A 22,924-nucleotide genomic window follows, 5' to 3' on the forward strand; every position below is an offset into this window, starting at 1 on the left:
GCACGACAGCTGGGTTCGGGGAACCTCCTCAAGCGGCACGCACGGAGGTTCCCTATCGTTTCCCGGTTTTTTTGCCCAGCGTCACGCGGGCGGCCATCGCCGCGTCAGCGTTGATCGCGCTTGGCATGCGTGATGGGGCGCCGTCCAGGCCAAGCCCGGCAAGCAGATTATCCACGGCCAGCTGCACCATCGCCGTGCGTGTGGCCAGCGACGCGCTGCCGATATGCGGGGTCAGCACGACGTTGTGCAGCGCCAGCAGTTCCGGACGCACCGTCGGTTCGCCTTCGTACACATCCAGCCCGGCAGCGGCCAGGCGGCCATTGGCCAGTGCATCGGCCAGTGCCAGTTCGTCGACGATGCCGCCGCGGGCGATGTTCACCAGCGTGGCCGTCGGCTTCATCTTCGCCAGTGCGGCTGCATCGATGATGTGATGCGAGGACGGCGAATAAGGCAGCACCGTGATCAGGTGATCGGCCTGCGCCAGCAGCGTATCCAGATCCACATACGAAGCGCCGACAGCGGCCTCGGTGTCGGCCGGCAGGCGCGAACGGTTGTGGTAAAGCACCTTCATGCCAAAACCGTGCGCACCGCGGCGGGCGATGCCCTGGCCGATGCGGCCCATGCCAAGGATGCCCAGCGTGCTGCCGTGGATGTCGGCGCCAAGCATGGTCTGGAATGACCACTGGCCCCACTGCCCCTCGCGCAACCAACGTTCGGATTCGGTGATCCGGCGCGCGGTGGCCATCAGCAGCGCAAAGCCGAGATCGGCAGTGGTTTCGGTGAGGACGTCGGGGGTGTTGCTGGCGAGGATGCCGGCCGCGCTGAGCGCGTCGACGTCCAGGTTGTTGTAGCCGACCCCGACATTGGCGATCACCTGCAGCTGCGCGGCATCGGCCAGCTGAGCCGCGCCGATGCGCTCGTTGAGGGTGATGATCGCGCCGTCGGCGCTGGCCAGTTGTTCGGCAATCTGCTCAGGCGACCACGCGGTGACGGTGTCGGTGCTGCGCAGCTGCACGCGATCGCGCAGCGGCGCGATGGCCGCGTCGATCAGCGGCTGGCTCACCCATACCGTCGGCCGCGTGTCAGCCATCGAGCTGACCAGGAATACGCGGGGTGACGGTGCCGACGTCGCCGCACTGCGCACGGTGGCGCAGGGCCTGGTCCATCAGCACCATCGCCACCATCGCCTCGGCGATCGGCGTGGCTCGGATGCCAACACAGGGATCATGGCGACCGGTGGTGACCACCTCGACCACGTTGCCGGATGTATCCAGCGACGGGCCGGGCAGGCGCAGGCTGGAGGTCGGCTTGAGCACGATCGAGGCGACCACCGGCTGGCCGGTGGAAATGCCGCCGAGAATGCCGCCAGCGTGGTTGCTGGCAAACCCCTGAGGGGTCAGCAGGTCACGGTGTTCGGTGCCCTTCTGCACGGCGCTGGCGAAACCGTCGCCGATCTCCACGCCCTTGACCGCATTGATGCTCATCAACGCGGCGGCCAGGTCACCGTCGAGCTTGCCGTAGATCGGCTCGCCCCAGCCGGGCGGCACGTTGTCGGCGACCACGTCCACGCACGCGCCGACCGAATCACCGGACTTGCGCAGCGCATCCATGTACGCCTCCAGCTCCGGCACCTGTGCGGCATGCGGCCAGAAGAACGGGTTGTCTTCCACCGCCGACCAGTCGAAACCGGCCGGGGTGATCTCGCCCAGCTGCGACAGGTAGCCGCGCACGGTGACGCCGAAGCGCTCGGCCAGCCACTTCTTGGCGACCACGCCGGCGGCCACGCGCATGGTGGTCTCGCGCGCCGAGGAACGGCCGCCGCCACGCGGGTCACGGATGCCGTACTTGTGCCAGTAGCTGTAGTCGGCATGGCCCGGGCGGAACTGCTGGCCGATGTTGGCGTAATCCTTGCTGCGCTGGTCGGTGTTGCGGATCAGCAGTGCGATCGGGGTGCCGGTGGTCAGCCCTTCGTACACGCCGGACAGGATCTCGACCTCATCGGCCTCACGGCGCGCCGAGGTGTGCCGGCTCTTGCCGGTGGCGCGGCGCTGCAGGTCGTGGGCGAATTCGGCCGCGTCCAGCGCCAGCCCCGGCGGGCAGCCATCGATCACGCAGCCGATGGCCGGCCCGTGCGATTCGCCGAACGTGGTGACGGTGAACAGCTTGCCGAACGAATTGGAGCTCACGGGCGCTGCGCCGCCAGTTCGGTGATGCGCGCGCTGTGGGCGATCAGCTCGCGGCACTCGACCGCAAAGATGCCCATCTGGCCGACCTTGAACTCGACCCAGGCGAAATCCACTTCCGGCAGCAGCTTGATCAGGTGCTGTTCGGACTCGCCCACTTCACAGATCAGCAGGCCGTCTTCGCTCAGGTGCAGCGGCGCGTCGCGCAGGATCTTCAGCACCAGGTCCAGGCCGTCGTCACCGGCACGCAGGCCCATCTCCGGCTCGTAGGAGTACTCCTGCGGCAGGGCATCGGTCTCGTCGTTGGTGACGTACGGCGGGTTGGTGACGATCAGGTCGTAGTGGCGGCCGGTCAGGCCGTTGAACAGGTCCGACTTGAGCAGGGTCACGTTGTGCGCCTGCAGGCGTTCCTTGTTCTCGGTGGCCAGCGAAAGTGCGTCGTCGCTGAGGTCCACGCCGTCCACTTCCCAGTTCGGGTAGTAGTGCCCCATGGCGATGGCAATGCAGCCCGAACCGGTGCACAGGTCCAGCGCGCGGCTGACATCGCGGCCAGCCAACCACGGCTCGAAGCCGCATTCGATCAGTTCGGCGATCGGCGAGCGCGGCACCAGGGCGCGCGTATCGCTCTTGAAGCTCAAGCCAGCGAACCAGGCTTCACCGGTCAGGTAAGCGGCCGGGATGCGCTCGTCGATACGGCGCTGGAACAGTTCCAGCACGCGCACCTTCTCTTCCTGCAGCAGACGCGCCTGGCCGTAGGCCGGGCCCAGATCGTGCGGCAGGTGCAGGCTGTGCAGCACCAGCTGGGTCGCTTCATCCAGCGCGTTGTCGTAGCTGTGGCCGAAGGTCAGCCCGGCAGCGTTGAAACGGCTGGTGCCGTAGCGGATCAGATCGATGATCGTGTGGAGTTCGGCGGCCGTTTCAGCGGTCATGGCGGTACTGCGGGCAAAGTGGCCCCCGATTATAGGGGCTGGCGCCCGTGGCGGCATCCGTTGCGGCGGAAACGATCGGGCCACAGCCGGTATGATGGAGCCCACTTCGCGCGGGGGCTCCCATGTTCAATCGCAACGCCGGCATCATCCTGCTGGTCGCCCTGGCGGCGGGCCTTGGCCTGCTGGCCGCGCAGCAGGTGTTCGCGCCGAAGCCTCCGGCCAATGCAGCGGCCACCGAAGCGATCACCCTGTACCCGCAGGCCCGCGAACTGCCCGACTTCAACCTGGCCCAGTCCGACGGCACCCGCCTGATTCCGGGCGAGCTGAAGGGCCACTGGACCCTGGTGTTCCTGGGCTTCACCTTCTGCCCGGACGTCTGCCCGACCACCCTGGCCGAGCTGGCCGGCGCCCAGAACCAGTGGGAGGCCCTGCCCGACAGCCTGCGCCCGCGCGTGCTGTTCGTCTCGGTCGACCCCGACCGCGACAGCGCCACCCGCCTCGGCGAATACGTGCACGGCTTCCACAAGGACACCCTGGCCGCGACTGCCGATGTGCCCTCGCTGGAGCGCTTTGCCACCTCGTTGGGCTTCGTGTTCCAGAAGGTGCCGGGCAAGCACTTCGACGAAAATCCCGAGGACTATACCGTCGAGCACTCGGCCAGCCTGGCCGTGCTCGACCCGCAGGGCCGCCTCGCCGGCCTGGTGCGGCCCCCGTTCAACGCGCCGGCGATTGCCCGCGACCTGCAGAAGCTGACCGAGAAAACCGCCCCATGAGTCTCACCACCGCCCTGACGTACGCCCTGCCCCACCGCCTGCTGTCCTCGATGGCGCGTTCGCTGGCGTACTCGGACGATCCGCGCGTGTCGCGCTGGCTGATCGACACGGTCACCCGGAAGTTCAATGTCAACCTGGACGAAGCGGCCAATCCGGACCCGCGCAGCTATGCAACCTTCAACCAGTTCTTCACCCGTGCGCTGAAGCCGGGCGCGCGCGTGGCCGATGCCGATCCGCGCAACCTGGTGATGCCGGCCGACGGCCGCATCAGCCAGCTCGGCAGGATCGAGGCCGGCCGCATCTTCCAGGCCAAGGGCCAGTCGTTCACCGCCGCCGAACTGCTGGGCAGTGACGAGGATGCCAAGCCGTACAACGACGGCCTGTACGCCACGGTGTACCTGTCGCCGCGCGACTACCATCGCGTGCACATGCCGTGGACCGGCACCCTGCGCGAAACCGTGCACGTGCCCGGCCGCCTGTTCAGCGTTGGCCCGGCCGCCGTCAACGGCGTGCCGCGCCTGTTCGCGCGCAACGAGCGCCTGGTCTGCCATTTCGACACCAGCTTCGGCCCGATGGTCAGCGTGATGGTCGGTGCGCTGCTGGTGTCCGGCGTGGAAACCGTGTGGAGCGGCGAAGAAATTCCGGCCTACGGTGACCGCATCACCCGCAAGGACTACCGCGGCCAGGGCATCCAGCTGGAGCGCTTCGCCGAGATGGCGCGCTTCAACTACGGCTCGACCGTGATCGTGCTGCTGCCGCCGGGCGTGGCCGAGTTTGCCCCGCAGCTGGGTGCCGAAAGCCCGGTGCAGCTGGGCCAGGCCCTGGCGAAGCTGCGCTGAGGCTTCCGTTAGTGCCGGCCGCTGGCCGGCATCTCCGTTGATCCAACGCGTCGAGCATTGCCGGCCAGCGGCCGGCACTACTGGTACGCGCGTTACTGCAGGGCCGGTGCAGGGCCGACGTCCATGCCGTCGTAGTCTTCCACACCCTTTTCCGCAGCCAACGCCGCGAACTCCTGGTTGCGGCGGTCCAGCGACGCTTCGTCGTGGATCTCCACGCGCTCCACATGCAGCACATGGAACGGTGCACCGCCCTCTTCCGGCTCCTGTTCGAACAGTTCGACGAAGCTGTAGCCCTGCGCCTGCAGATGATCCGCCAGTGCCTGCAGCGGCTCGGCGCTGGAATGGACGAAGAAGTACCCCCACAGCAACGGGCCGTTGATGTCCCAGTCGGTGTTTTCGCGGAGGTTGGCGAACAGGTTGCGGGTGTCTTCGAGGTCCATGCAGGTTCCAGGGGTCGTGGGGGATTACTTGTCGCAGCCCTGCAGCTTCAGCGTCTGGCCGTGGCGCAGGCTGTAGGCCGGGGCTTTCAGGCCGTTGGCGCGGGCCAGGGTCGGCACATCGCACTGGAACTTCGCGGCGATGGCGCCGAGGGTTTCGCCCTTGCCCACCTTGTGGCTGCGCACCGGCTTCGGCCGCGCAGCCGGACGTGGCGTGGCCACCGGCGCTACGGGCGTGGTCGGCACGCTGGTGGATGCGGCCGCATCGGCCACCGGCACCACCCCACCCACGGCCACGCTGCCGGTGTAGCTGGCGGCGGTCGGGCGCACGATCGCTGCATTCAGATCGGCGGTGATCAGGGTGCGGGCCAGGTCGGCACGCGGACCGCTGACGCAGTTGCGCTGGTACAGGCCGGCAATGCGGGTAGTGGCGTTGATCAGCGTGCCGGCCGGAATCCAGCCATCAGCCTCATAGCGCGGGTTGAGATTGCGCAGCGCGCGCATGTAACCATCGCGGGTGCCATGGCTGCCCAGGCAGATGGTCAGTTCATAGATCGTGGTGGATCGCGCCAGGCGGATGGTTGCCGGCTGCGCGCTGATCTTCGGGAACTCCACGCCGTACTGCTGCGGGTGCAGGAAGATCCACGCCGCGGCGATCACCATCGGCACGTAGTCCTTGGTTTCGCCCGGGAACTGGTTGTAGACGCTGTCCACCCAGAAGCTCTGCCCCGGGTACTGCTTGTAGACGCGCGCTGCGCGGCCTTCGCCGCCGTTGTAGCCGGCCAGCGACAGTTCAACGTTGTTGTTGAGCTCGCGCATGCGCTCGTTGAGGTAGGTGGCACTGGCTTCTGCAGCACTGCGTGCATCGAAGCGGGTGTCGAAACCGGTGCCATCCGGGCCCAGGCCGAAGCGGCGGCCAGTGGCCGGCATGAACTGCATCAGGCCGGCGGCACCGGCACGCGAAGAGGCATGTACGCGGCCATTGGATTCCTTGGCCATGATGCCGAACAGCAATGCCTCGGGCAGACCGCGCTTTTCCCACTCCGGCCACATAACCGCGCGCAGGTTCTGGTAGTTCTCGTAGGTGGTCATCAGCGCCGGGCGCATGTCGGTCAGCCAGCGGCGGATACCGGCCTGTACCGCCGGGTTGTACTCCACCATGCTGTCGAAGGCGTGCCGCTTGTCGTTCAGCAGCGCAGCGGCGCGGGCCGCCTCGGGCACGTCGGCGGTGAGCGGGCCGATATGGTCGGGGTCGGCTTCCAGGCGGTCGCCACCTTCATCGGCCACGTCATCGCTGGCAGCTGCATCGGCATCGTGCTTGAGCAGGCGCTTGTAGCTGGCCAGCAGGGTGCCCATCTGGCAGCCCTTCTGCTTCACGCAGTCGTTGAGGACATCTTCCATGTCCTCCAGCGCGGCATCGGCCTCGTTGCTGCCCTTGGGGTCGGCATTGGCGACCAGCAGCAGGGCATCGCTGTAGCGCTTCTCGGCGGCGGTCATGCGCTGCTGCAGCGCATCCACCTTCACCTTGTCCCGGGCCGAGACCCGCTGTGCATGGGCATCGGGTGCCAGGGAAACCAGGCCGGCAAGGGCCAGCAGCGGCCAACCGCGGGAAATCAGGACAGGAACGGGCATTGATGGCACTGTGTGCGAAACAGGCAGGCAGAGTAGCGGCGCCGCCAAGGTCCGGGCAAGCGGACCTTCGGACCGTCACCGCCGGCGGTTAACATTGGGCTATTCACCACAAGGGCTGGACCATGGATCCGATTCTGCTCGGCAAAGGCATCACCGACGATGTTGCCGTCACCCTGCTGCCGAAACTGGGCAACCGTCACGGCCTGGTTGCCGGCGCCACCGGTACCGGCAAGACCGTGACCCTGATGACCCTGGCCGAGGGCTTCTCGCGGCTGGGCGTGCCGGTGTTCCTGGCCGATGTGAAGGGCGATGTATCCGGCCTGGCCGTGCCCGGCACCGGCGCCGAGAACCTGCTCGCGCGCGCCGCCGAGATCGGCGTAGCCGACTATGCGCCAGCGGCAAGCCCTACCATTTTCTGGGACCTGTACGGCAAGCTCGGCCACCCGGTGCGCACCACCGTCAGCGAAATGGGCCCGACCCTGCTGTCGCGCATCCTCGAGTTGAACGACACCCAGGCCGGCGTGCTCGACATCGTGTTCAAGCTGGCCGACGACCGCGGCCTGCTGCTGCTGGACATGGACGATCTGCGCGCCTTGCTCGGACTGGTTGCCGAGGAACGCAAGGACATCTCCACCGAGTACGGCCTGGTCAGCGCACAGTCGATCGCTGCCATCCAGCGTTCGGTGCTGCGCCTGGCGCAGGACGGCGGCGAGAACTTCTTCGGCGAACCCGCGCTGGAACTGGCCGACGTCATGCGGGTCAATCACGACGGCCGCGGCGTGATCGGCATCCTGGCCGCCGACCAGCTGGTGCTCAAGCCCAAGCTGTACTCCACTTTCCTGCTGTGGCTGCTGTCGGAGCTGTTCGAGCAGTTGCCGGAAGTGGGCGACCTGGACAAGCCGAAGCTGGTCTTCATCTTCGACGAGGCCCACCTGTTGTTCGACGATGCACCCGCCTCGCTGGTGCAGCGCATCGAGCAGGTGGTGCGGTTGATCCGCTCCAAGGGCGTGGGCGTGTATTTCTGCTCGCAGTTCCCGGACGACGTGCCGGGCAACATCCTCGGCCAGCTGGGCAACCGCGTGCAGCATGCACTGCGCGCGTTCACCCCGCGCGACCAGAAGGCGGTCAAGACCGCCGCCGAAACCTTCGTGCCCAATCCGAAACTGGATGTGGTGAAGGTACTGAGCCAGCTCGGCACTGGCGAAGCGCTGGTTTCCACGCTGCAGGACAAGGGCGTGCCGATGCCGGTACAGCAGACGATGATCGCACCGCCGCGCTGCCGGATGGGGCCGATCACCGAGGCCGAGCGCGCCCAGGTGCGTGCCGGCAGCCCGGTCGGTACCCGTTACGACACGGCGATCAACCGCGAATCGGCTGCCGAACTGTTGGCACAACGTGCGCAGAAGGCGGTTGAGAAAGCAGAGGCTCCCGCTGCCCGCAGCCGTGAGCAGGACGAGGCGCAGGAAGGTGGCTTCGGCCAGTCGATCAAGGACGCGATCTTCGGCACCAAGCGCCGCCAGGGCATGATCGAGACCATGGCCAAGCAGACCACGCGCACGGTCGGCACCAAGCTGGGCAACCAGATCGTGCGCGGCATCCTGGGTGGCATTTTCGGCGGCAAACGCTAGCTGCCCCTGCTGGGGTCAGAGCCCTTTCCCGTGGAAAGGGATCCGACCCCACGCCTCCATCGCTCCCCTGAAAAGAAATCGCACCATATGTCGCGTTGGCGTCCCCCTGCAGAAAAGAGCACCGCACTGATCACCGCCTCCGGCCATGCACGGTTGAAGGCTGAACTGGATGAGCTGTGGCGTGTGCGGCGCCCCGAAGTGGTGAAAGCACTGGCCGCGGCGGCTGCAGAAGGCGACCGTTCGGAAAACGCCGAGTACACCTACCGCAAGAAGCAGCTGGGCGAGATCGACCGTCGCGTTCGCTACCTGACCAAGCGGCTGGAGTCGCTGCGGGTGGTCGATACCACGCCGACCGATCCGCAGGCGGTGTTCTTCGGTGCGTGGGTGGAACTGGAGAACGTGGACAGCGGGCAGACCAGCCGCTACCGCATCGTCGGCCCGGACGAGACCGATGCGGGATTGGGCTGGATCAGCATCGACTCACCGCTGGCGCGTGCGCTGCTGAAGAAACGGCTGGATGATGAATTCTCGGTGGAGCTGCCGAGCGGGCCGCATACTTTTGCGGTGATCGGCGTGGACTACGAGCCCCTGTAGAGTCGACTATCGCGCGCAGCGCGGGGTTTTCGCGGTGCTGCAGGAAGAGCAGTCGACTAACAGTCGACTCTACCGCCAGGCAACGGCGCCGGATACGCGCGGCCGGCACGCAGCGGGCGGAAATAGTCGGCATCTGCGTAGAAGGCAGCATCCTGCACCTCGTACCAGCCGGGAATGCCAGCCAGCGGCAGGGGCCGCAGTTGCAAGGGATCCGTCAGTACCCCGCCCACGGTGATGGCCCGTGCGACGGCATCGACACACTCCGCGTCGGCATCACCCTGCACCACCACGCACTTGCCCACCAGCCTGCGTCCAGGCAGCACCGCCTGCTCCATCAATGCATGGCCGAATACCGCAGCGATGGCGATGTCGCCGCTCTGCCAGTGCGCAGGTTCGAACAACGCGCGCCAGTCGTGCGCATCCCACGCAGCCAGCAACGCGTGATTGCGCACGCGCACGATCACGCCGGTTTCGTCGAACTGGGTCAGCGCGGCCTGCGCGCGGTTGCGCTGGCCCGGCGGCATGGACTCGATATGCATGCACTGCCGCGCATTGAGTGCATGTTTGAGTTGCCGATGGCGTGCCCACACCAGCGCATTGAACAGGTCGTGCCAATTGTCGGCACGGGTCGCGAGGCGCCCCTGTGCGATGCGCACTTCGTAGTGCAGGCCGTCGGCCAGCAGCGTGGCATCCTGCTCGACCAGGTGCAGTCCCGGCAGCCCCAGCCGCACATCCAGATCGGCGATGGCTGGCCATTCGCGGCCAGCCAGCAGGTCATGGAAGTCCTTCAACCCCGCAAACACCGGGTGCTCGAATACAGTGGCGTCGACCGCCGCACGCGGCGGCGGCACGAAGCGACGGACACCGCTGCCGTCACCGGCGGCGGTCGTCGCTGCGGTCACAGCATCTTGAGATCGAATGCCGGGCGGGTGGCGGCCGGCAGCGCGTCACCGTACAGGTCGTGCTCGTCGCTCTCGGTGATTTCCACGTCGACGAACTCACCCACGCGCAGCGGCACCTGATCGGCGTTCTGGATATGCACCAGGCCGTCGATCTCCGGGGCATCGGCCTTGGAGCGGGCCACGGCGATATCGCCTTCGATGGCGTCGACCAGGCACTGCTGCACGGTGCCGATCTTGGCTTCCAGTCGTGCGGCGGAAATCTGCGCCTGCTTTTCCATGAATCGGGCCAGGCGCTCCTGCTTCACTTCTTCCGGCACTGCATCGGGCAGGTCATTGGCGGTGGCACCTTCGACCGGCGAGTAGGCGAACGCACCGACGCGGTCCAGCTGCGCTTCGTCCAGGAACGACAGCAGCTCTTCGAATTCGGCTTCGGTCTCGCCCGGGAAGCCGACGATGAAGGTGGAGCGCACGGTGATGTCCGGCGCGATGCGGCGCCAGTTCTGCACGCGCTCCAGGGTCTTTTCGACCGCGCCGGGGCGCTTCATCAGACGCAGGATGCGCGGGCTGGCGTGCTGGAACGGGATGTCCAGGTACGGCAGGATGCGGTTCTCGGCCATCAGCGGCACCACCTCGTCCACGTGCGGGTACGGGTAGACGTAGTGCATGCGCACCCACGCATCCAGCTCGGACAGGCCTTCGCACAGTGCCTTCAGGCGGGTCTGGTAGGCCTTGTCGCGCCACATCTTCTCGGCGTACTTCACGTCCACGCCGTAGGCCGAGGTGTCCTGCGACACCACCAGCAACTCACGCACGCCGCCGCGCACCAGGCGCTCGGCTTCACGCAGCACCTCATCAACCGGGCGCGAGACCAGCTTGCCGCGCATCGACGGAATGATGCAGAAGCTGCACTTGTGGTTGCAGCCTTCGGAAATCTTCAGGTACGCGTAATGCCGCGGGGTCAGCTTGATGCCGTAGTCAGGCACCAGATCCACGAACGGGTCGTGCTTGGGCGGCAGCGCTTCGTGCACGGCCTCCATCACGCTCTGGTAGTCCTGCGGGCCGGACACCGCCAGCACGTTCGGATAGGCCTCGCGGATCTGTTCCGGGCGCTTGCCCAGGCAGCCGGTGACGATCACCTTGCCGTTCTGGTTCATCGCCTCGCCGATGGCGTCCAGCGATTCGGTCACCGCCGAATCGATGAAGCCACAGGTGTTGACCACCACCACGTCGGCCGAATCGTAGGACGGGACGATGTCGTATCCCTCGGACCGCAACTGGGTAAGGATGCGCTCGGAATCGACAAGGGCCTTCGGGCAGCCAAGGCTGACGAAGCCGACTTTGGGGTTCAGCTGGGACATGGAATCGCGGGACTCTGGGGGCCTGGGCCCCTGCCGTCGTGGCAGGGGTTCCTGGGGGCCGGGGCCTGAAAGGGCGCCAGTATACCGGGGTTGGCGGCCGCGCTCTGAATGGCCAGCCGCCTGATCACGCACAGCCGCTGACACCGCGCTAACCCGCGCAGCACCGACAATGCAGTCCGGTTCCCCACAACGAGGTAGATGACGATGGCCGAGTGGATCACCCTGGATACGCATCATGGCCCTGTCCGCGCCTGGCAGGCCCTGCCCGAGGGCACCCCGCGCGGCGGGCTGGTGGTGGTGCAGGAAATCTTCGGCGCCAACCCGCACATCCGCAGCGTGGCCGAGCGCTTTGCCGCCGAAGGCTATGCGGTGCTGGCGCCGTCGTTCTTCGACCTGGTCGATGGCGCTGATGCCGATCCGGACGCCCTGCCCTACGACGCCGACGGCGTGAAGCAGGGCCTGGAGCGGGTGACCGCTCTGGGCATGGAGAAGGCACTGGAGGTGGTCCGTGCCGCAGCGACCCGGCTGGCCCCTTACGGCAAGGTCGGCACGGTCGGTTACTGCTGGGGCGGCAGCGTCGCCCTGCTGTCCGCACTGCGCCTGGGCCTGCCTTCGGTCAGCTACTACGGTGCTCGCAACGTCCAGTTCCTCGATGAGACGCCAAAAGCCCCGGTGATTTTCCACTTCGGCGCCCAGGACAAGAGCATCCCGCCGGAAGCCATCCAGGCCCATCGCCAGAAGCTGCCGCAGATGGCCACCTACGTCTATCCGGCCGATCACGCCTTCAACCGGGAGGTCGGACATGCGTATGATCCAGACAGCGCCACCCTGGCGCTGCAACGCACCCTGGACTTCTTCTCGGAGCATCTTGGATGAGCGATTTCGAACTCGATTCACGCCTGGCCACCGATAGCGTGCTGGTGGCGGAAGGACCGTTGTCGCAAGTGCGGCTGATGAACGACGAACGATTTCCCTGGCTGGTACTGGTACCGCGCCTGGCCGGGGTGACCGAGTGGATCGAGCTGGACGGCGAGCAGCAGGACAAGCTGCGCACAGAGCTCAACCGCGCCTGCAAGGCCCTGCACGGTTCCGACGGGGTGGAGAAGATCAACATCGGCGCGCTGGGCAACATCGTGCGCCAGCTGCACTTCCACGTGATCGGCCGCCACGACGGCGATCCGGCCTGGCCGGGACCGGTCTGGGGCAGCGGTCCAGCGCACCGCTACGAGCCGGCGGCGCTGGACCAGCATGTCGCCTACTGGAAGGAACGGCTAGGATATCCGGCCCAGTCCTGAGCCGTTGCCGACCGATGCGATTCAACCTCGTTGCCGCCGTCCTGCTGATCCTGGTCGGGCTGTTCATGCTCGCCAGCAACCTGGGCTGGACCCACCTGAACCTGTCCAAGCTGCTGCTGACCTGGTGGCCGGTGGCGCTGGTCGGCGTCGGTATCGCGATGCTGTTTGGTCGCGGGAAATAAGGTAGCGCCGGGCCCTGCCCGGCGAAAGCAGCGCGCAGCCCCACAAACGGAAACGCCGGGCATGGCCCGGCGCTACCGATACGCGCTGACGCAGGCAGTCAGGTACGCGGCAAGGTCACGCCGGTCTGGCCCTGGTACTTGCCACCACGATCGCGGTACGACGTTTCGCAGACGTCATCGGCTGCGGCCTGGAAGAACAGCATCTGCGCCACGCCTTCGTTGGCGTAGATGCGCGCCGGCAGCGGCGTGGTGTTGCTGAATTCCAGGGTCACGTGGCCTTCCCATTCCGGCTCCAGCGGGGTCACGTTGACGATGATGCCGCAGCGCGCGTAGGTGCTCTTGCCCAGGCACACCACCAGGGTGTCGCGCGGAATGCGGAAGTACTCGACCGTGCGTGCCAGCGCGAAGCTGTTCGGCGGAATGATGCACTCGTCACCGACGATGTCGACGAAGCTGCCCGGATCGAAATGCTTGGGATCGACGATCGTCGAGTTGATGTTGGTGAACACCTTGAACTCGCGCGAGCAGCGCACGTCATAGCCGTAGCTGGAGGTGCCGTAGCTGACGATGCGCTCGCCGTTGGCCTGCTTGACCTGCCCGGCCTCGAACGGCTCGATCATGCCGTGCTGCTCGGACATGCGGCGGATCCAACGGTCACTCTTGATGCTCATGCTTTGTCCTGGGGAATACGAGGGGGCGCGAGGATTCTAGCAGGGGGCCGGGCATCGTCGCCGGCCCCTGCCCCGTCCCTTACAGCAGCGACGACAGGATCGGGATCGAGGCGCGCGGGCGCTTGCCCACTTCCTCGATCAGGCGCTGTGCGGCATGACGATAGGCCTGCGCCGGTACCGAGTCCGGCTGGGCGACGGTAATGGGCGTCCCGGCATCGCCCTGCTCGCGGATGCCGATCTGCAGCGGCAGCGAACCCAGCAGCGGCACGCCGTACTGCGCGGCCATGCGCTCGCCACCGCCCTCCCCGAACAGGTGCTCGACATGGCCGCAGTTGCTGCAGGTATGCACTGCCATGTTCTCGACGATGCCCAGCACCGGCACCTCGACCTTCTCGAACATCTTCAGCGCCTTCTTCGCATCCAGGGTGGCGATGTCCTGCGGCGTGGTGACGATCACCGCCCCGGCCAACGGGATCTTCTGGGTCAGGGTCAGCTGGATGTCACCGGTACCCGGCGGCAGATCGATCAGCAGGAAGTCCAGGTCGTCCCACAGGGTGTCGTTGAACAGCTGGGTCATCGCCGAGGTGGCCATCGGACCGCGCCAGATCATCGGCGTGTCCTCTTCGATCAGATAGCCGATCGACATGGTGTCCACGCCGAATGCGCGCAGTGGCTCGATGCTCTTGTTGTCGGGGCTTTCCGGGCGACCGGACAGGCCCAGCATGGCCGGCACGCTCGGGCCGTAGATGTCTGCATCGAGCACGCCGACGCGCGCGCCCAACTGTTGCAGCGCCACGGCCAGGTTGACCGACGTGGTCGACTTGCCGACACCGCCCTTGCCCGAGCCGACCGCGATCACGTTGCGGATGCGGGCATGCGGCGTCAGTCCCTTCTGGACCTGGCTGGCATGGGGACGGCGGGGAGAACTGTTCACAACGAGCACCGGCGGGGTCAGGGGTAATAACCCAACATCATACAAGCTGGACGCAACCTGACTGAAATTCAGGGTTGCTACAGATTCGTGCACAGATTGTTAAGTTCATGTTACGTTCGCAGAGCACTGTTTTGGGCTGCGAAGCTGGCTTTCCAGCGCGCACGATGGCGCATGCGCAGTGCCGATTTTGTTTTTGCTCTCCAATGGAACTACATGAAATACGTAAGCAACACCGCACGTCGCAATACGCTCGCCGTCGCCCTGATTTCCGCTCTGATGGCCGCCTCTCCGGCAATGGCCCAGGACAAGGCGACCAACCTGGACAAGATCACCGTCACCGGTTCGCTGATCCCGCAGACCCAGGTTGAAACCCAGACCCCGGTGATGTCCATCACCGCCGAAGACATCCAGACCCGCGGCTTCAGCAGTGTTGCTGAAGTGCTGCAGCAGTCGTCGCTGACCACCGGCGGCCTGCAGGGCGGCCAGACCTCGGGTTCGTTCACCCAGGGCGCCGAGGCAGCCGGCATGTTCGGCCTGAATCCGGGCTACACCAAGTACCTGATCAACGGCCGCCCGATGCTCTCGTATCCGGCGCTGTACAACGGCAGCGAAACCTTCAACAACATCAGCGGCATTCCGATCGACATCGTCGAGCGCATCGAAGTGCTGCCGGGCGGCCAGTCCTCGCTGTACGGCTCGGACGCGATCGCCGGTGTGGTCAACATCATCCTGAAGGAGCGCATGGACGGCGGCACCATGACCCTCCGTGGCGGCACCTACACTGAAGGCGGTGGCAGCAACATCCGCTTCAGCGCTGCCAAGGGCATCAATGCCTTCGATGACCGCTTCCATGCACTGTTCAACGTGCAGATCGAGAATGGCAGCCCGATCTGGGGCTACCAGCGCGACATCACCCGCCAGAACAACCCGGTCGGCTACACCGCCCAGGTTCCGTCGAACGACTTCGCCGTCATCACCAACGCTGACAACAAGCTGCTGATGATGGACCCGAGCCGTTGCGCCAACGTGGCAGGGCTGTATGACGGCACCACCGTGGTCGGCCAGCGCCCGTCGGGCGAGTCCTGCGGTTCGGTGTACAGCGCCGGCTACAAGACCCTGAAGAACGGCAAGAACAGCGGCCAGTTCTACTCGTCGATGACCTTCGACGTGAACGACAACTTCCAGCTGTTCGCCGACGTGCTGTACAGCAAGGAAAAGACCGAGTTCACCTCCGGCTCCAGCGCCCTCTGGTGGGGCACCAAGTCGGTCATGGGCGGCTTCTACGACCAGGGCCTGGGCAAGGTCGTGAACCTGCAGCGTGCCTTCGCGCCGGAAGAAATCGGCCCGGGCCACTACAACAACATCATGAACTCCGACGAAAGCCGTGCCTACCAGGTCACCCTGGGCGGCAAGGGCATGGTCGGCGACTGGGACTACAGCGCCAGCTTCACCCGTGGCGAGTACCGCCTGGACCAGAACCGCTTCGTGCGCTGGAAGGACAAGATCGAAGATTTCTTCGGCCAGACCGTGCTGGGCCCGCGCCTGGGCACCTCGGCTGGCGGTTTCGGCATCTACAACCCGGACTACGCGGCCTTCTACTCGCCGATCACTCCGGACCAGTTCGCCAGCTTCACCGGCTACGGTACCCACCGCAGCAAGACCTGGCAGAACCTGGGCCGCGTGCAGGTGACCAACGGCTCGCTGTTCAGCCTGCCGGGCGGTGACGCCGGCCTGGCCGTCGTGCTGGAAGGTGGCAGCGAAGGTTGGGACTACTCGCCGGACCAGGCATTCGTCGATGGCAATGTGTGGGGCACCACCGCCGTCGCCGGTGCCGGCCACCGCAGCAACTACGCGGTCACCAGCGAGCTGCGCATGCCGCTGCACGACAAGCTGACCGTCAGCGCGTCGGGCCGCTATGACGCCTTCAAGATCGCCGACAAGACCGTCGACAAGGCCACCTACAGCATCGGCCTGGAATTCCGTCCGATCGAGAGCCTGCTGCTGCGCGGCAAGTACGGTACCGCCTTCCGCGCACCGACCCTGTCCGATGCCTTCCAGGGCATGAGCGGTTCGTACTCGTCCGGCCAGAACGATTACTACCGCTGCAGCCAGCTGGGCTATGGCCTGCGTGATGAGGCCTGCTCGTTCTACAAGAACACCTCGGTGTACAGCGAAAAGTCCGGCAACCCGGACCTGAAGCCGATCACCGCCGATGTGTGGAGCGCAGGTGTGGTGTGGGCCCCGGTCAGCAACTTCTCGCTGTCGGCCGACTACTACAACTGGAAGATCAAGAACGAGGTCAAGACTCTCAGCAGCGACCAGCTGCTGCTGGCCGAGTACCAGTGCCACAACGGCCTGCCGAACAACACCTCGGCCAGCTGCGGTGACGTGACCAACTGGGTGTCCCGCGATGCCGGTGGCAACCTGACCCGCGTGTACACGCCGAAGCTCAACGTTGCCAGCCAGAACCTGGAAGCGGTGACCGTGGCGGCCAAGTACCAGCAGGATATCGGCCGCTTCGGCTCGCTGATGTTCTCCGGCAACTACACCAACATGCTGAAGCGTGAAGTGCAGCCGATGCCGGGTGCCGCCAAGCTCGACCTGCTGAGCGATCCGTACAACATGTGGTACTACGACAACTTCGCCAAGGTCCGCGGCGATCTGTCGGTGGCGTGGAACATCGCCAAGTTCACCACCACCGTGTACGCCAACTACGTCGGCAGCACCCCGAACTACCTGGCCTACACCGGCCGCAGCTACGGCTATGTCCACTCCTCCGGCGCCAAGGCCGGCAAGTGGGGTTCGTACACCACGTACAACCTGAGCATGAACTACCAGGCACAGGAAGATCTGGTCCTGTCGCTGATGGTCAACAACGTGTTCAACAAGCTGCCGGAAGGCCAGCGCTACAACTACCCGGGCAACGAATCGACCCCGTTCAACGACGGCTTCTACAGCGTCTACGGCCGTCAGATCTCGGCCCAGGTCAAGTACAACTTCTGATCCCGTCGTTTTCCGGACTTCGTGTCTGGACCAGGCCCCGCTTCGGCGGGGCCTTTTTTTTGCTCGCAGAAGGCGGTCGAGCGGCCGCGATCCAGGCAACGGACATCGGCGTCGCAGCTAGCGCAACCCATTGATGCAGAAGCGTTGCGTGCAGTACGAAAGGATCCATCGCACATTGCCATGTTTTGAAACACACCAAAACAATTGTCGTTAGCCATTGATTTCAGGGCTGTTTTGAACTCAAAGACCGCTTGACGAGATGACGGCTGCGTGTTGAACGCGTTAAACGCGTGTTACGGTCCAACTGAATGGAATGCAACTGAACAGATTGTTAAACCGGCAAGGACGCCGGTCGCCAAGACATTGCTCACTACGGGGATTCACCATGTCTCGCCATCGTTCCACACTCCCACGCCACCCACTGACCCTCGCCCTGCTCGGCACCCTCCTCGCCTCGGGCACCGCCCTGGCACAGAGCAGCAACGCGCCGACCCAGCTCGACCGTGTCACCGTCACCGGCTCGCTGATTCCGCAGACCGAGATCGAGAACCACACACCGGTCCTGACCGTGACCGCCGAGGACATCCAGACCCGAGGCTTCACCAGCGTCGCCGACGTACTGCAGCAGTCCTCGCTGTCCACCGGCGGCCTGCAGGGTGGCCAGACTTCGGCTTCGTTCACCCAGGGCGCCGAAGCGGCCGGCATGTTCGGCCTCAGCCCGGGCTATACCAAATACCTGATCAATGGCCGCCCGATGCTTTCGTATCCGGCGCTGTACAACGGCGGCGATACGTTCAACAACATCAGCGGCATTCCGATCGACATCGTCGAGCGCATCGAGATCCTGCCGGGTGGCCAGTCCTCCCTTTACGGTTCGGACGCGATCGCCGGCGTGGTCAACATCATCCTCAAGGAACGCATGGATGGTGGCGTCCTCAACGTACGTGGCGGCGCCTACAGTGAAGGCGGCGGCAACAGCTTCCGCCTCAGCGGCGCCCGCGGCTTCAATGGCGTCGATGATCGCTTCCATGCCCTGGTCAACGTGCAGTACGAAAAGACCAGCCCGATCTGGGGTTACCAGCGTGACCTGACCAAGGTCAACAATCCCGACGGCTACAGCCCGCAGTACGTCTCCAACGACTTCCTGGTGCTGCTGCCGGCTGCCAACAACGCCTACGCCATGATGGACCCGAACCTGTGCGCCAATGTGGCCGGGCAGTTCGATGGCACCACCGTGCTCGGCACCCGGCCCACCGGCCAGGCATGTGGCTCGACCTATGGCACCGGCTACAAGACCATCAAGAACGGCAAGGAAAGCGCGCAGATCTACAGCTCTGCCACCTTCGACGTGAATGACAACTTCCAGCTGTTCGGCGATGCGCTGTACAGCCTGGAAGAGGTCAAGTACGCGACGGGTTCCGGCTACACCTGGTGGGGCACCTCGTCCGGTTGGGGCCGTTTCTACGACCAGGCCAGTGGCCAGTACATGAACCTGCAGCGCGTGTTCGCTCCGGAGGACATCGGCGGCGGCGGCTACCGCGACATCATGAACACCGACCGCAACAAGGCCTACCAGGTAACGCTGGGCGGGCGCGGCACGGCCGGCAACTGGGACTACAGCCTCAGCTTCACCCGCGGCGAGTACAAGCTGACCGAGCGCAATTTCGTGCGTTGGAACGACCCGATCAACGACTACTTCGAGCAGCGCGTGCTGGGTCCGGTACTGGGCACCACCAGCACCGGCTACGACATCTACAGCCCGAACTGGGAAGCGTTCTACTCACCCTTGCCGTCTGGCGACTTCCAGAGCTTCACCGGTTACAGCTACAGCGAAAGCCGTACCTGGCAGAACCTGGCCCGTGCGCAGGTCACCAACGGTTCGCTGTTCAAGCTGCCGGGTGGCGACGCCGGCCTGGCCGTGGTCGTTGAAGGCGGCAGCGAAGGCTGGGACTACAGCCCTGATCCGGGCCTGATGGATGGCAGCGTGTGGGGCACCACGGCGGTTTCCGGTGCCGGCCACCGCAGCAACTACGCAGTGACCGGTGAACTGCGCCTGCCGCTGCATGACACGCTGACCGTCACCGGCTCCGGCCGCTACGACGCCTTCAAGATCGGCAGCAACACCGTCGACAAGTCCACCTACAGCATCGGCATCGAGTTCCGTCCGATCGAAAGCCTGCTGTTCCGCGGCAAGTACGGCACGGCGTTCCGCGCTCCGACCCTGTCCGACGCATTCCAGGGCCGTAGCGGCTACTACGCCAACGGCTCCACCGACTACTACCGTTGCGGCCAGTTGGGCTACGACCCGGCCAATACCACCGGCTGTCCGTATGACAGCGTCTCGGTGTTCGGCACCCGCGCCGGCAATCCGGACCTGGAACCGATCACCGCCGACGTCTGGAATGCAGGTGTTGTGTGGGCACCGATCAACAACCTGTCGCTGTCGGTGGACTACTACAACTGGAAGATCAAGAACGAGGTCGATACGCTCAGCTCCGACCAGCTGCTGCTGGCCGAGTACTACTGCCGTGGCGGCCAGGCCAACAACACCTCGGCCAGCTGCCAGAACGTCAACGACTGGATCACCCGCGATGCGTCCGGCGTGTTGGACGAGATCTACACCCCGAAGATGAACGTCGCCCGCCAGAACCTGGAAGCGCTGACCGCCAGCTTCAAGTACGTGCACGACATGGGCCGCTTCGGTTCGCTTCAGTTCTCGGGCAACTACACCGACATGCTCAAGCGCGAACTGCAGCCGCAGCCGGGCGATGAGTTCCTGGACCTGCTGCGTGACCCGTACGCGATGTGGGTGTACGACTCGTACGCCAAGGTGCGTGCCGATGGTTCAGTCGGCTGGGCCAAGGACAAGTGGACCACCACCCTGTACGCCAACTACATCGGCAAGACGCCGAACTACATGGCGTATGTGGGCAATGGCTACGACTACGTCCACAGCTCCGGCTACAAGGCAGGCAAGTGGGGCTCCTACACCACTTACAACCTGAGCGTGAACTACCGTGCGCTGGACAACCTGACCCTGTCGCTGATGGTCAACAACGTGTTCAACAAGATGCCGGACAACCAGCGCTTCAGCTTCGCCGGCACCAGCGGCCAGCCGTACAACAACTACCTGTACAACGCCTACGGGCGTGCGATCTATGTGCAGGCCAAGTACGAGTTCGGCGGCAAGTAAGCAAGCCGACCACGCTTGTGGGCGCCCCGCCTTGGCGGGGCGCCCATTGGGCCGGGCGGAACTGAGAATTCACACAGAGTTGACGGACCGCGGGCACTCGTTCATCTTCAGGTCATCTTGATGGATCAACGCCAAGGACGTCCCGAAGATGAACCACCCCGCTGTGACCCCTGCCGCACTGGTCGCTGTCCTGGCGCTCGCCGCCAGTCAGGCCATGGCCGCCCCCACTCCCCTGCCGGTTGAAGACTTCGCCAGGATCCCTTCGATCCAGTCGGTCTCGATGAGCCCTGACGGCAAGCAGCTGGTTGCCATCATCGCTGCGCCTGGCAGCAACAACGGCGACACCGCCCTGGCCAACTGGAACCTGGACAAGATGGGGGCGGGGCCGGTCGCCATCACGCCCTCCGGCGACCGCATGAAGTTCATTGCCGCCAGCGCCCTGAAAGCAGGACGCAGCCTGGTGATCGGTCGCCAGGAACTGACCGCACAGCTGGCCGGCTGTGGCGAAGGTAATTCGGTGGGCTCGACCAAGACCTTCCTGGCCAAGGCCTACCTGACCGACAGCAGCCAGACGAAGTTCGACGAAGCCTTTGCCGACAACAGCCGCAAGCTTGGCATCAGCGAGCAGACGCGACGCTGCCTGGAGATCGCCGGCACGGCCTCACTGGTGCATTCGCTGCCGCTGGACCCGGACAAGGTGATCATCTCGCAGGTCAACCAATCCACGCTTTCGTCGAACTATTACCTGTTCAACCTGCGCACCGGAGAGACCGGACTGCTGTTCCGCGGCGACGCCCGTTCCACCCCGGGCCTGTTCCATCCTCGCGATGGCGAACTGTTGACCCGCACCCAGATCGAACCTGCCGGCTCGAACGAGTACGAGCAGCAGATCTTGATCAAGAACAAGAGCAGCGGCCAGTTCGAGAAGCATGACCCGCTGACCACGCGCCTGAGCGATCGCTACACCATGGATGTGGCCGGGATCGACGACCAGACAGGCAAGCTGTACGTGCTCACCGACAGGTTCTCCGAGCAGGTACAGGCCCGCTTGTATGACCCGGTCACCCGCACCTTCGACAGCGAACCGCTGGCGGCCCACCCGCAGTACCCGATTGGCGGCCTGATCCTGGGCACCAAGCCGAGCAACTTCAACCAGGTCCTTGGCTTCTACCTCGAGGGCCCGCGCCGTGAAGCCGTGTATGTGGACCCGCAGATGAAGGGGCTGTACGAGGGCCTGAAGAAGGCCTACCCGGACACCTACATTGCCATCACCGGCTACAACGACGACCTGTCGCGGGTCCTGTTCACTACCAACGCGGCCAACCTGCCTACGACCTACCGCATGCTGAGCGATCGCAAGCAGGTCACCACCCTGGGAAGCGAACGCCCCTGGATCGATGGCAAGCAGATCGGCGAGCAGCGCTGGGTCACTTACACCGCGCGCGACGGCCGCAGGATACCGGCGATTGTCGATCTGCCCGCCGGCTGGAAACAGGGAGATGCACCGCTTCCGGCCCTGGTGCACCCGCATGGCGGCCCTTGGGCACGTGACTACACGGGATGGGATGTCTCGGGCTGGGTGCCCTTCTTCACCTCGCGCGGCTACGCAGTGATCCGCCCGCAATACCGTGGTTCCACCGGCTTTGGCCGAGAGCATTGGCTCGCCGGCGACAAGCAGTGGGGCCTGTCGATGCAGGACGACAATGACGACGCCGCCGCCTGGCTTGTACAACAGGGCATCGCCGCCAAGGATCGCTTGGCCATTTTCGGTTACTCCTACGGCGGCTTTGCCGCAGCTGCAGCGACCGTGCGCGCCCCGTCGCCCTTCCAGTGTGCAATCGCTGGCGCTCCCGTCACAGATCTCGCACGGCTGGGTGTCTCCTGGAGCGAAAACAGGCTGCAACGCATCCTGCAGGGGCAGACGGTGAAGGGCATGGACCCGATGCAGAACACGGCCAAGGCCAACATTCCTCTCCTGACCTTCGTTGGCGACCGCGACGTACGCACCCCGGCCTTCCACGCCAGGAACTTCTACAACGCGGTCAAGGACAAGGTGCCAGCGAAGTTCGAGCTTATCCCGGACATGCCACACAGCATGCCGTGGTACCCCAGCCACTTCCAGGCAACCCTGCCGCTGATGGCTGACTTCCTCGCCAAGGACTGCGGTCCCGGCGGCCTCTGATCCTCGGCAAGTCCGCTGCCGCCCCGGCAATCCCGACAACCCCGCCGACCTCTGGTCGGCGGGGTTTTTCATACTGAAACCTGAATTTTCCATTAGCAACAACAGTTTACAGAGAGTGTCCATTCACGTTGCATTTACTTTACGCGACACATACACTCCATTAACCGAAGCATAACAAATGGGGGTCCA

19 protein-coding genes are annotated in these 22,924 nt (G+C 65.1%); 10 read left to right on the forward strand and 9 right to left on the reverse strand.

All coding sequences use genetic code 11. From position 1 onward, the window contains the following. Window positions 1-52: 52 nt before the first annotated feature. From ACZK2G_RS15635 to prmB, 3 genes are read right to left on the reverse strand one after another with little or no spacing between them, the layout of a single operon-like run. Complete coding sequence (locus ACZK2G_RS15635; RefSeq protein WP_478473791.1) at window positions 53-1,090, reverse strand: 2-hydroxyacid dehydrogenase; 1,038 nt, start codon at window positions 1,088-1,090, stop codon at window positions 53-55. Further along, a complete protein-coding gene (gene aroC, locus ACZK2G_RS15640; RefSeq protein ID WP_136639377.1) occupies window positions 1,083-2,186 on the reverse strand; it encodes a chorismate synthase in 1,104 nt (367 codons plus the stop codon). The genes ACZK2G_RS15635 and aroC overlap by 8 nt, the downstream gene beginning before the upstream one ends. Further along, entirely contained in the window at window positions 2,183-3,112 is a 930-nt protein-coding gene (gene prmB / locus ACZK2G_RS15645; RefSeq protein ID WP_426355536.1) for a 50S ribosomal protein L3 N(5)-glutamine methyltransferase, read from the reverse strand. Before prmB ends, aroC begins: the two co-directional genes overlap by 4 nt. A 122-nt stretch (window positions 3,113-3,234) precedes the next feature. On the opposite strand from prmB, the gene ACZK2G_RS15650 reads away from it, so the two are divergent. Together ACZK2G_RS15650 and asd are read left to right on the forward strand one after the other, a co-directional pair. Next, on the forward strand, window positions 3,235-3,885 hold the full coding sequence (locus ACZK2G_RS15650; RefSeq protein WP_136639375.1) for an SCO family protein: 651 nt from the start codon (window positions 3,235-3,237) through the stop codon (window positions 3,883-3,885). After that, the gene (asd, locus tag ACZK2G_RS15655; protein ID WP_253078229.1) at window positions 3,882-4,724 is read left to right on the forward strand and encodes an archaetidylserine decarboxylase; all 843 of its coding nucleotides are present in this window, start codon (window positions 3,882-3,884) and stop codon (window positions 4,722-4,724) included. The genes ACZK2G_RS15650 and asd overlap by 4 nt, the downstream gene beginning before the upstream one ends. Before the next feature lie 92 nt (window positions 4,725-4,816). Here the strand turns inward: asd and ACZK2G_RS15660 are convergent, their stop codons facing one another. Then, complete coding sequence (locus ACZK2G_RS15660; protein WP_136639373.1) at window positions 4,817-5,164, reverse strand: ribonuclease E inhibitor RraB; 348 nt, start codon at window positions 5,162-5,164, stop codon at window positions 4,817-4,819. A 24-nt stretch (window positions 5,165-5,188) separates the two neighbouring features. After that, window positions 5,189-6,793, reverse strand: a complete 1,605-nt coding sequence (locus ACZK2G_RS15665; RefSeq protein ID WP_006381476.1) for a transglycosylase SLT domain-containing protein — start codon at window positions 6,791-6,793, stop codon at window positions 5,189-5,191. Window positions 6,794-6,915: 122 nt separating this feature from the next. Between ACZK2G_RS15665 and ACZK2G_RS15670 the strand changes: the two genes are divergently transcribed. Together ACZK2G_RS15670 and greB are read left to right on the forward strand one after the other, a co-directional pair. Beyond that, complete coding sequence (locus ACZK2G_RS15670) at window positions 6,916-8,421, forward strand: helicase HerA-like domain-containing protein (protein ID WP_136639371.1); 1,506 nt, start codon at window positions 6,916-6,918, stop codon at window positions 8,419-8,421. 87 nt (window positions 8,422-8,508) lie between these two features. Continuing rightward, window positions 8,509-9,015 (forward strand): transcription elongation factor GreB, encoded by a 507-nt coding sequence (gene greB, locus ACZK2G_RS15675; RefSeq protein WP_006381559.1) that lies wholly within the window; start codon window positions 8,509-8,511, stop codon window positions 9,013-9,015. A gap of 56 nt (window positions 9,016-9,071) precedes the next feature. On the opposite strand, the gene ACZK2G_RS15680 is transcribed toward greB, so the two are convergent. Continuing rightward, window positions 9,072-9,917, reverse strand: a complete 846-nt coding sequence (locus ACZK2G_RS15680; protein WP_253078231.1) for a DUF3025 domain-containing protein — start codon at window positions 9,915-9,917, stop codon at window positions 9,072-9,074. Next, window positions 9,914-11,275 carry a 30S ribosomal protein S12 methylthiotransferase RimO gene (gene rimO, locus ACZK2G_RS15685; protein ID WP_049436796.1) on the reverse strand — a complete coding sequence of 454 codons (1,362 nt, stop codon included), beginning with the start codon at window positions 11,273-11,275 and terminating at the stop codon, window positions 9,914-9,916. Before rimO ends, ACZK2G_RS15680 begins: the two co-directional genes overlap by 4 nt. Window positions 11,276-11,479: 204 nt before the next feature. Here rimO and ACZK2G_RS15690 point away from each other — a divergent pair, with 204 nt between their 5' ends. Genes ACZK2G_RS15690 through ACZK2G_RS15700 form a run of 3 tightly spaced genes read left to right on the forward strand, consistent with a single transcriptional unit; the run spans window position 11,480 to window position 12,752 of the window. Continuing rightward, complete coding sequence (locus tag ACZK2G_RS15690; protein WP_253078232.1) at window positions 11,480-12,151, forward strand: dienelactone hydrolase family protein; 672 nt, start codon at window positions 11,480-11,482, stop codon at window positions 12,149-12,151. Next, window positions 12,148-12,570 (forward strand): HIT domain-containing protein, encoded by a 423-nt coding sequence (locus ACZK2G_RS15695; protein WP_006381641.1) that lies wholly within the window; start codon window positions 12,148-12,150, stop codon window positions 12,568-12,570. Before ACZK2G_RS15690 ends, ACZK2G_RS15695 begins: the two co-directional genes overlap by 4 nt. 14 nt (window positions 12,571-12,584) lie before the next feature. After that, on the forward strand, window positions 12,585-12,752 hold the full coding sequence (locus ACZK2G_RS15700; RefSeq protein ID WP_046983580.1) for a LiaI-LiaF-like domain-containing protein: 168 nt from the start codon (window positions 12,585-12,587) through the stop codon (window positions 12,750-12,752). Window positions 12,753-12,850: 98 nt separating this feature from the next. Here ACZK2G_RS15700 and dcd read toward each other — a convergent pair whose 3' ends face one another. Further along, window positions 12,851-13,423, reverse strand: coding sequence for a dCTP deaminase (gene dcd / locus ACZK2G_RS15705; RefSeq protein ID WP_012511735.1), 573 nt, complete (start codon window positions 13,421-13,423; stop codon window positions 12,851-12,853). 79 nt (window positions 13,424-13,502) lie between these two features. Beyond that, window positions 13,503-14,357: an iron-sulfur cluster carrier protein ApbC gene (gene apbC / locus ACZK2G_RS15710; RefSeq protein ID WP_049447715.1), complete on the reverse strand. Its 855-nt coding sequence runs from the start codon at window positions 14,355-14,357 to the stop codon at window positions 13,503-13,505. 213 nt (window positions 14,358-14,570) lie between these two features. Here apbC and ACZK2G_RS15715 point away from each other — a divergent pair, with 213 nt between their 5' ends. From ACZK2G_RS15715 to ACZK2G_RS15725, 3 genes are all read left to right on the forward strand, one after another. Next, window positions 14,571-17,360 (forward strand): TonB-dependent receptor plug domain-containing protein, encoded by a 2,790-nt coding sequence (locus tag ACZK2G_RS15715; RefSeq protein ID WP_046983579.1) that lies wholly within the window; start codon window positions 14,571-14,573, stop codon window positions 17,358-17,360. Window positions 17,361-17,745: 385 nt separating this feature from the next. Then, entirely contained in the window at window positions 17,746-20,553 is a 2,808-nt protein-coding gene (locus tag ACZK2G_RS15720; RefSeq protein WP_046983578.1) for a TonB-dependent receptor domain-containing protein, read from the forward strand. Window positions 20,554-20,701: 148 nt separating this feature from the next. Beyond that, the gene (locus tag ACZK2G_RS15725) at window positions 20,702-22,735 is read left to right on the forward strand and encodes an alpha/beta hydrolase family protein (protein ID WP_046983577.1); all 2,034 of its coding nucleotides are present in this window, start codon (window positions 20,702-20,704) and stop codon (window positions 22,733-22,735) included. Window positions 22,736-22,924: the final 189 nt, after the last annotated feature.

Source organism: Stenotrophomonas sp. 107298_Sma, from assembly GCF_056480345.1.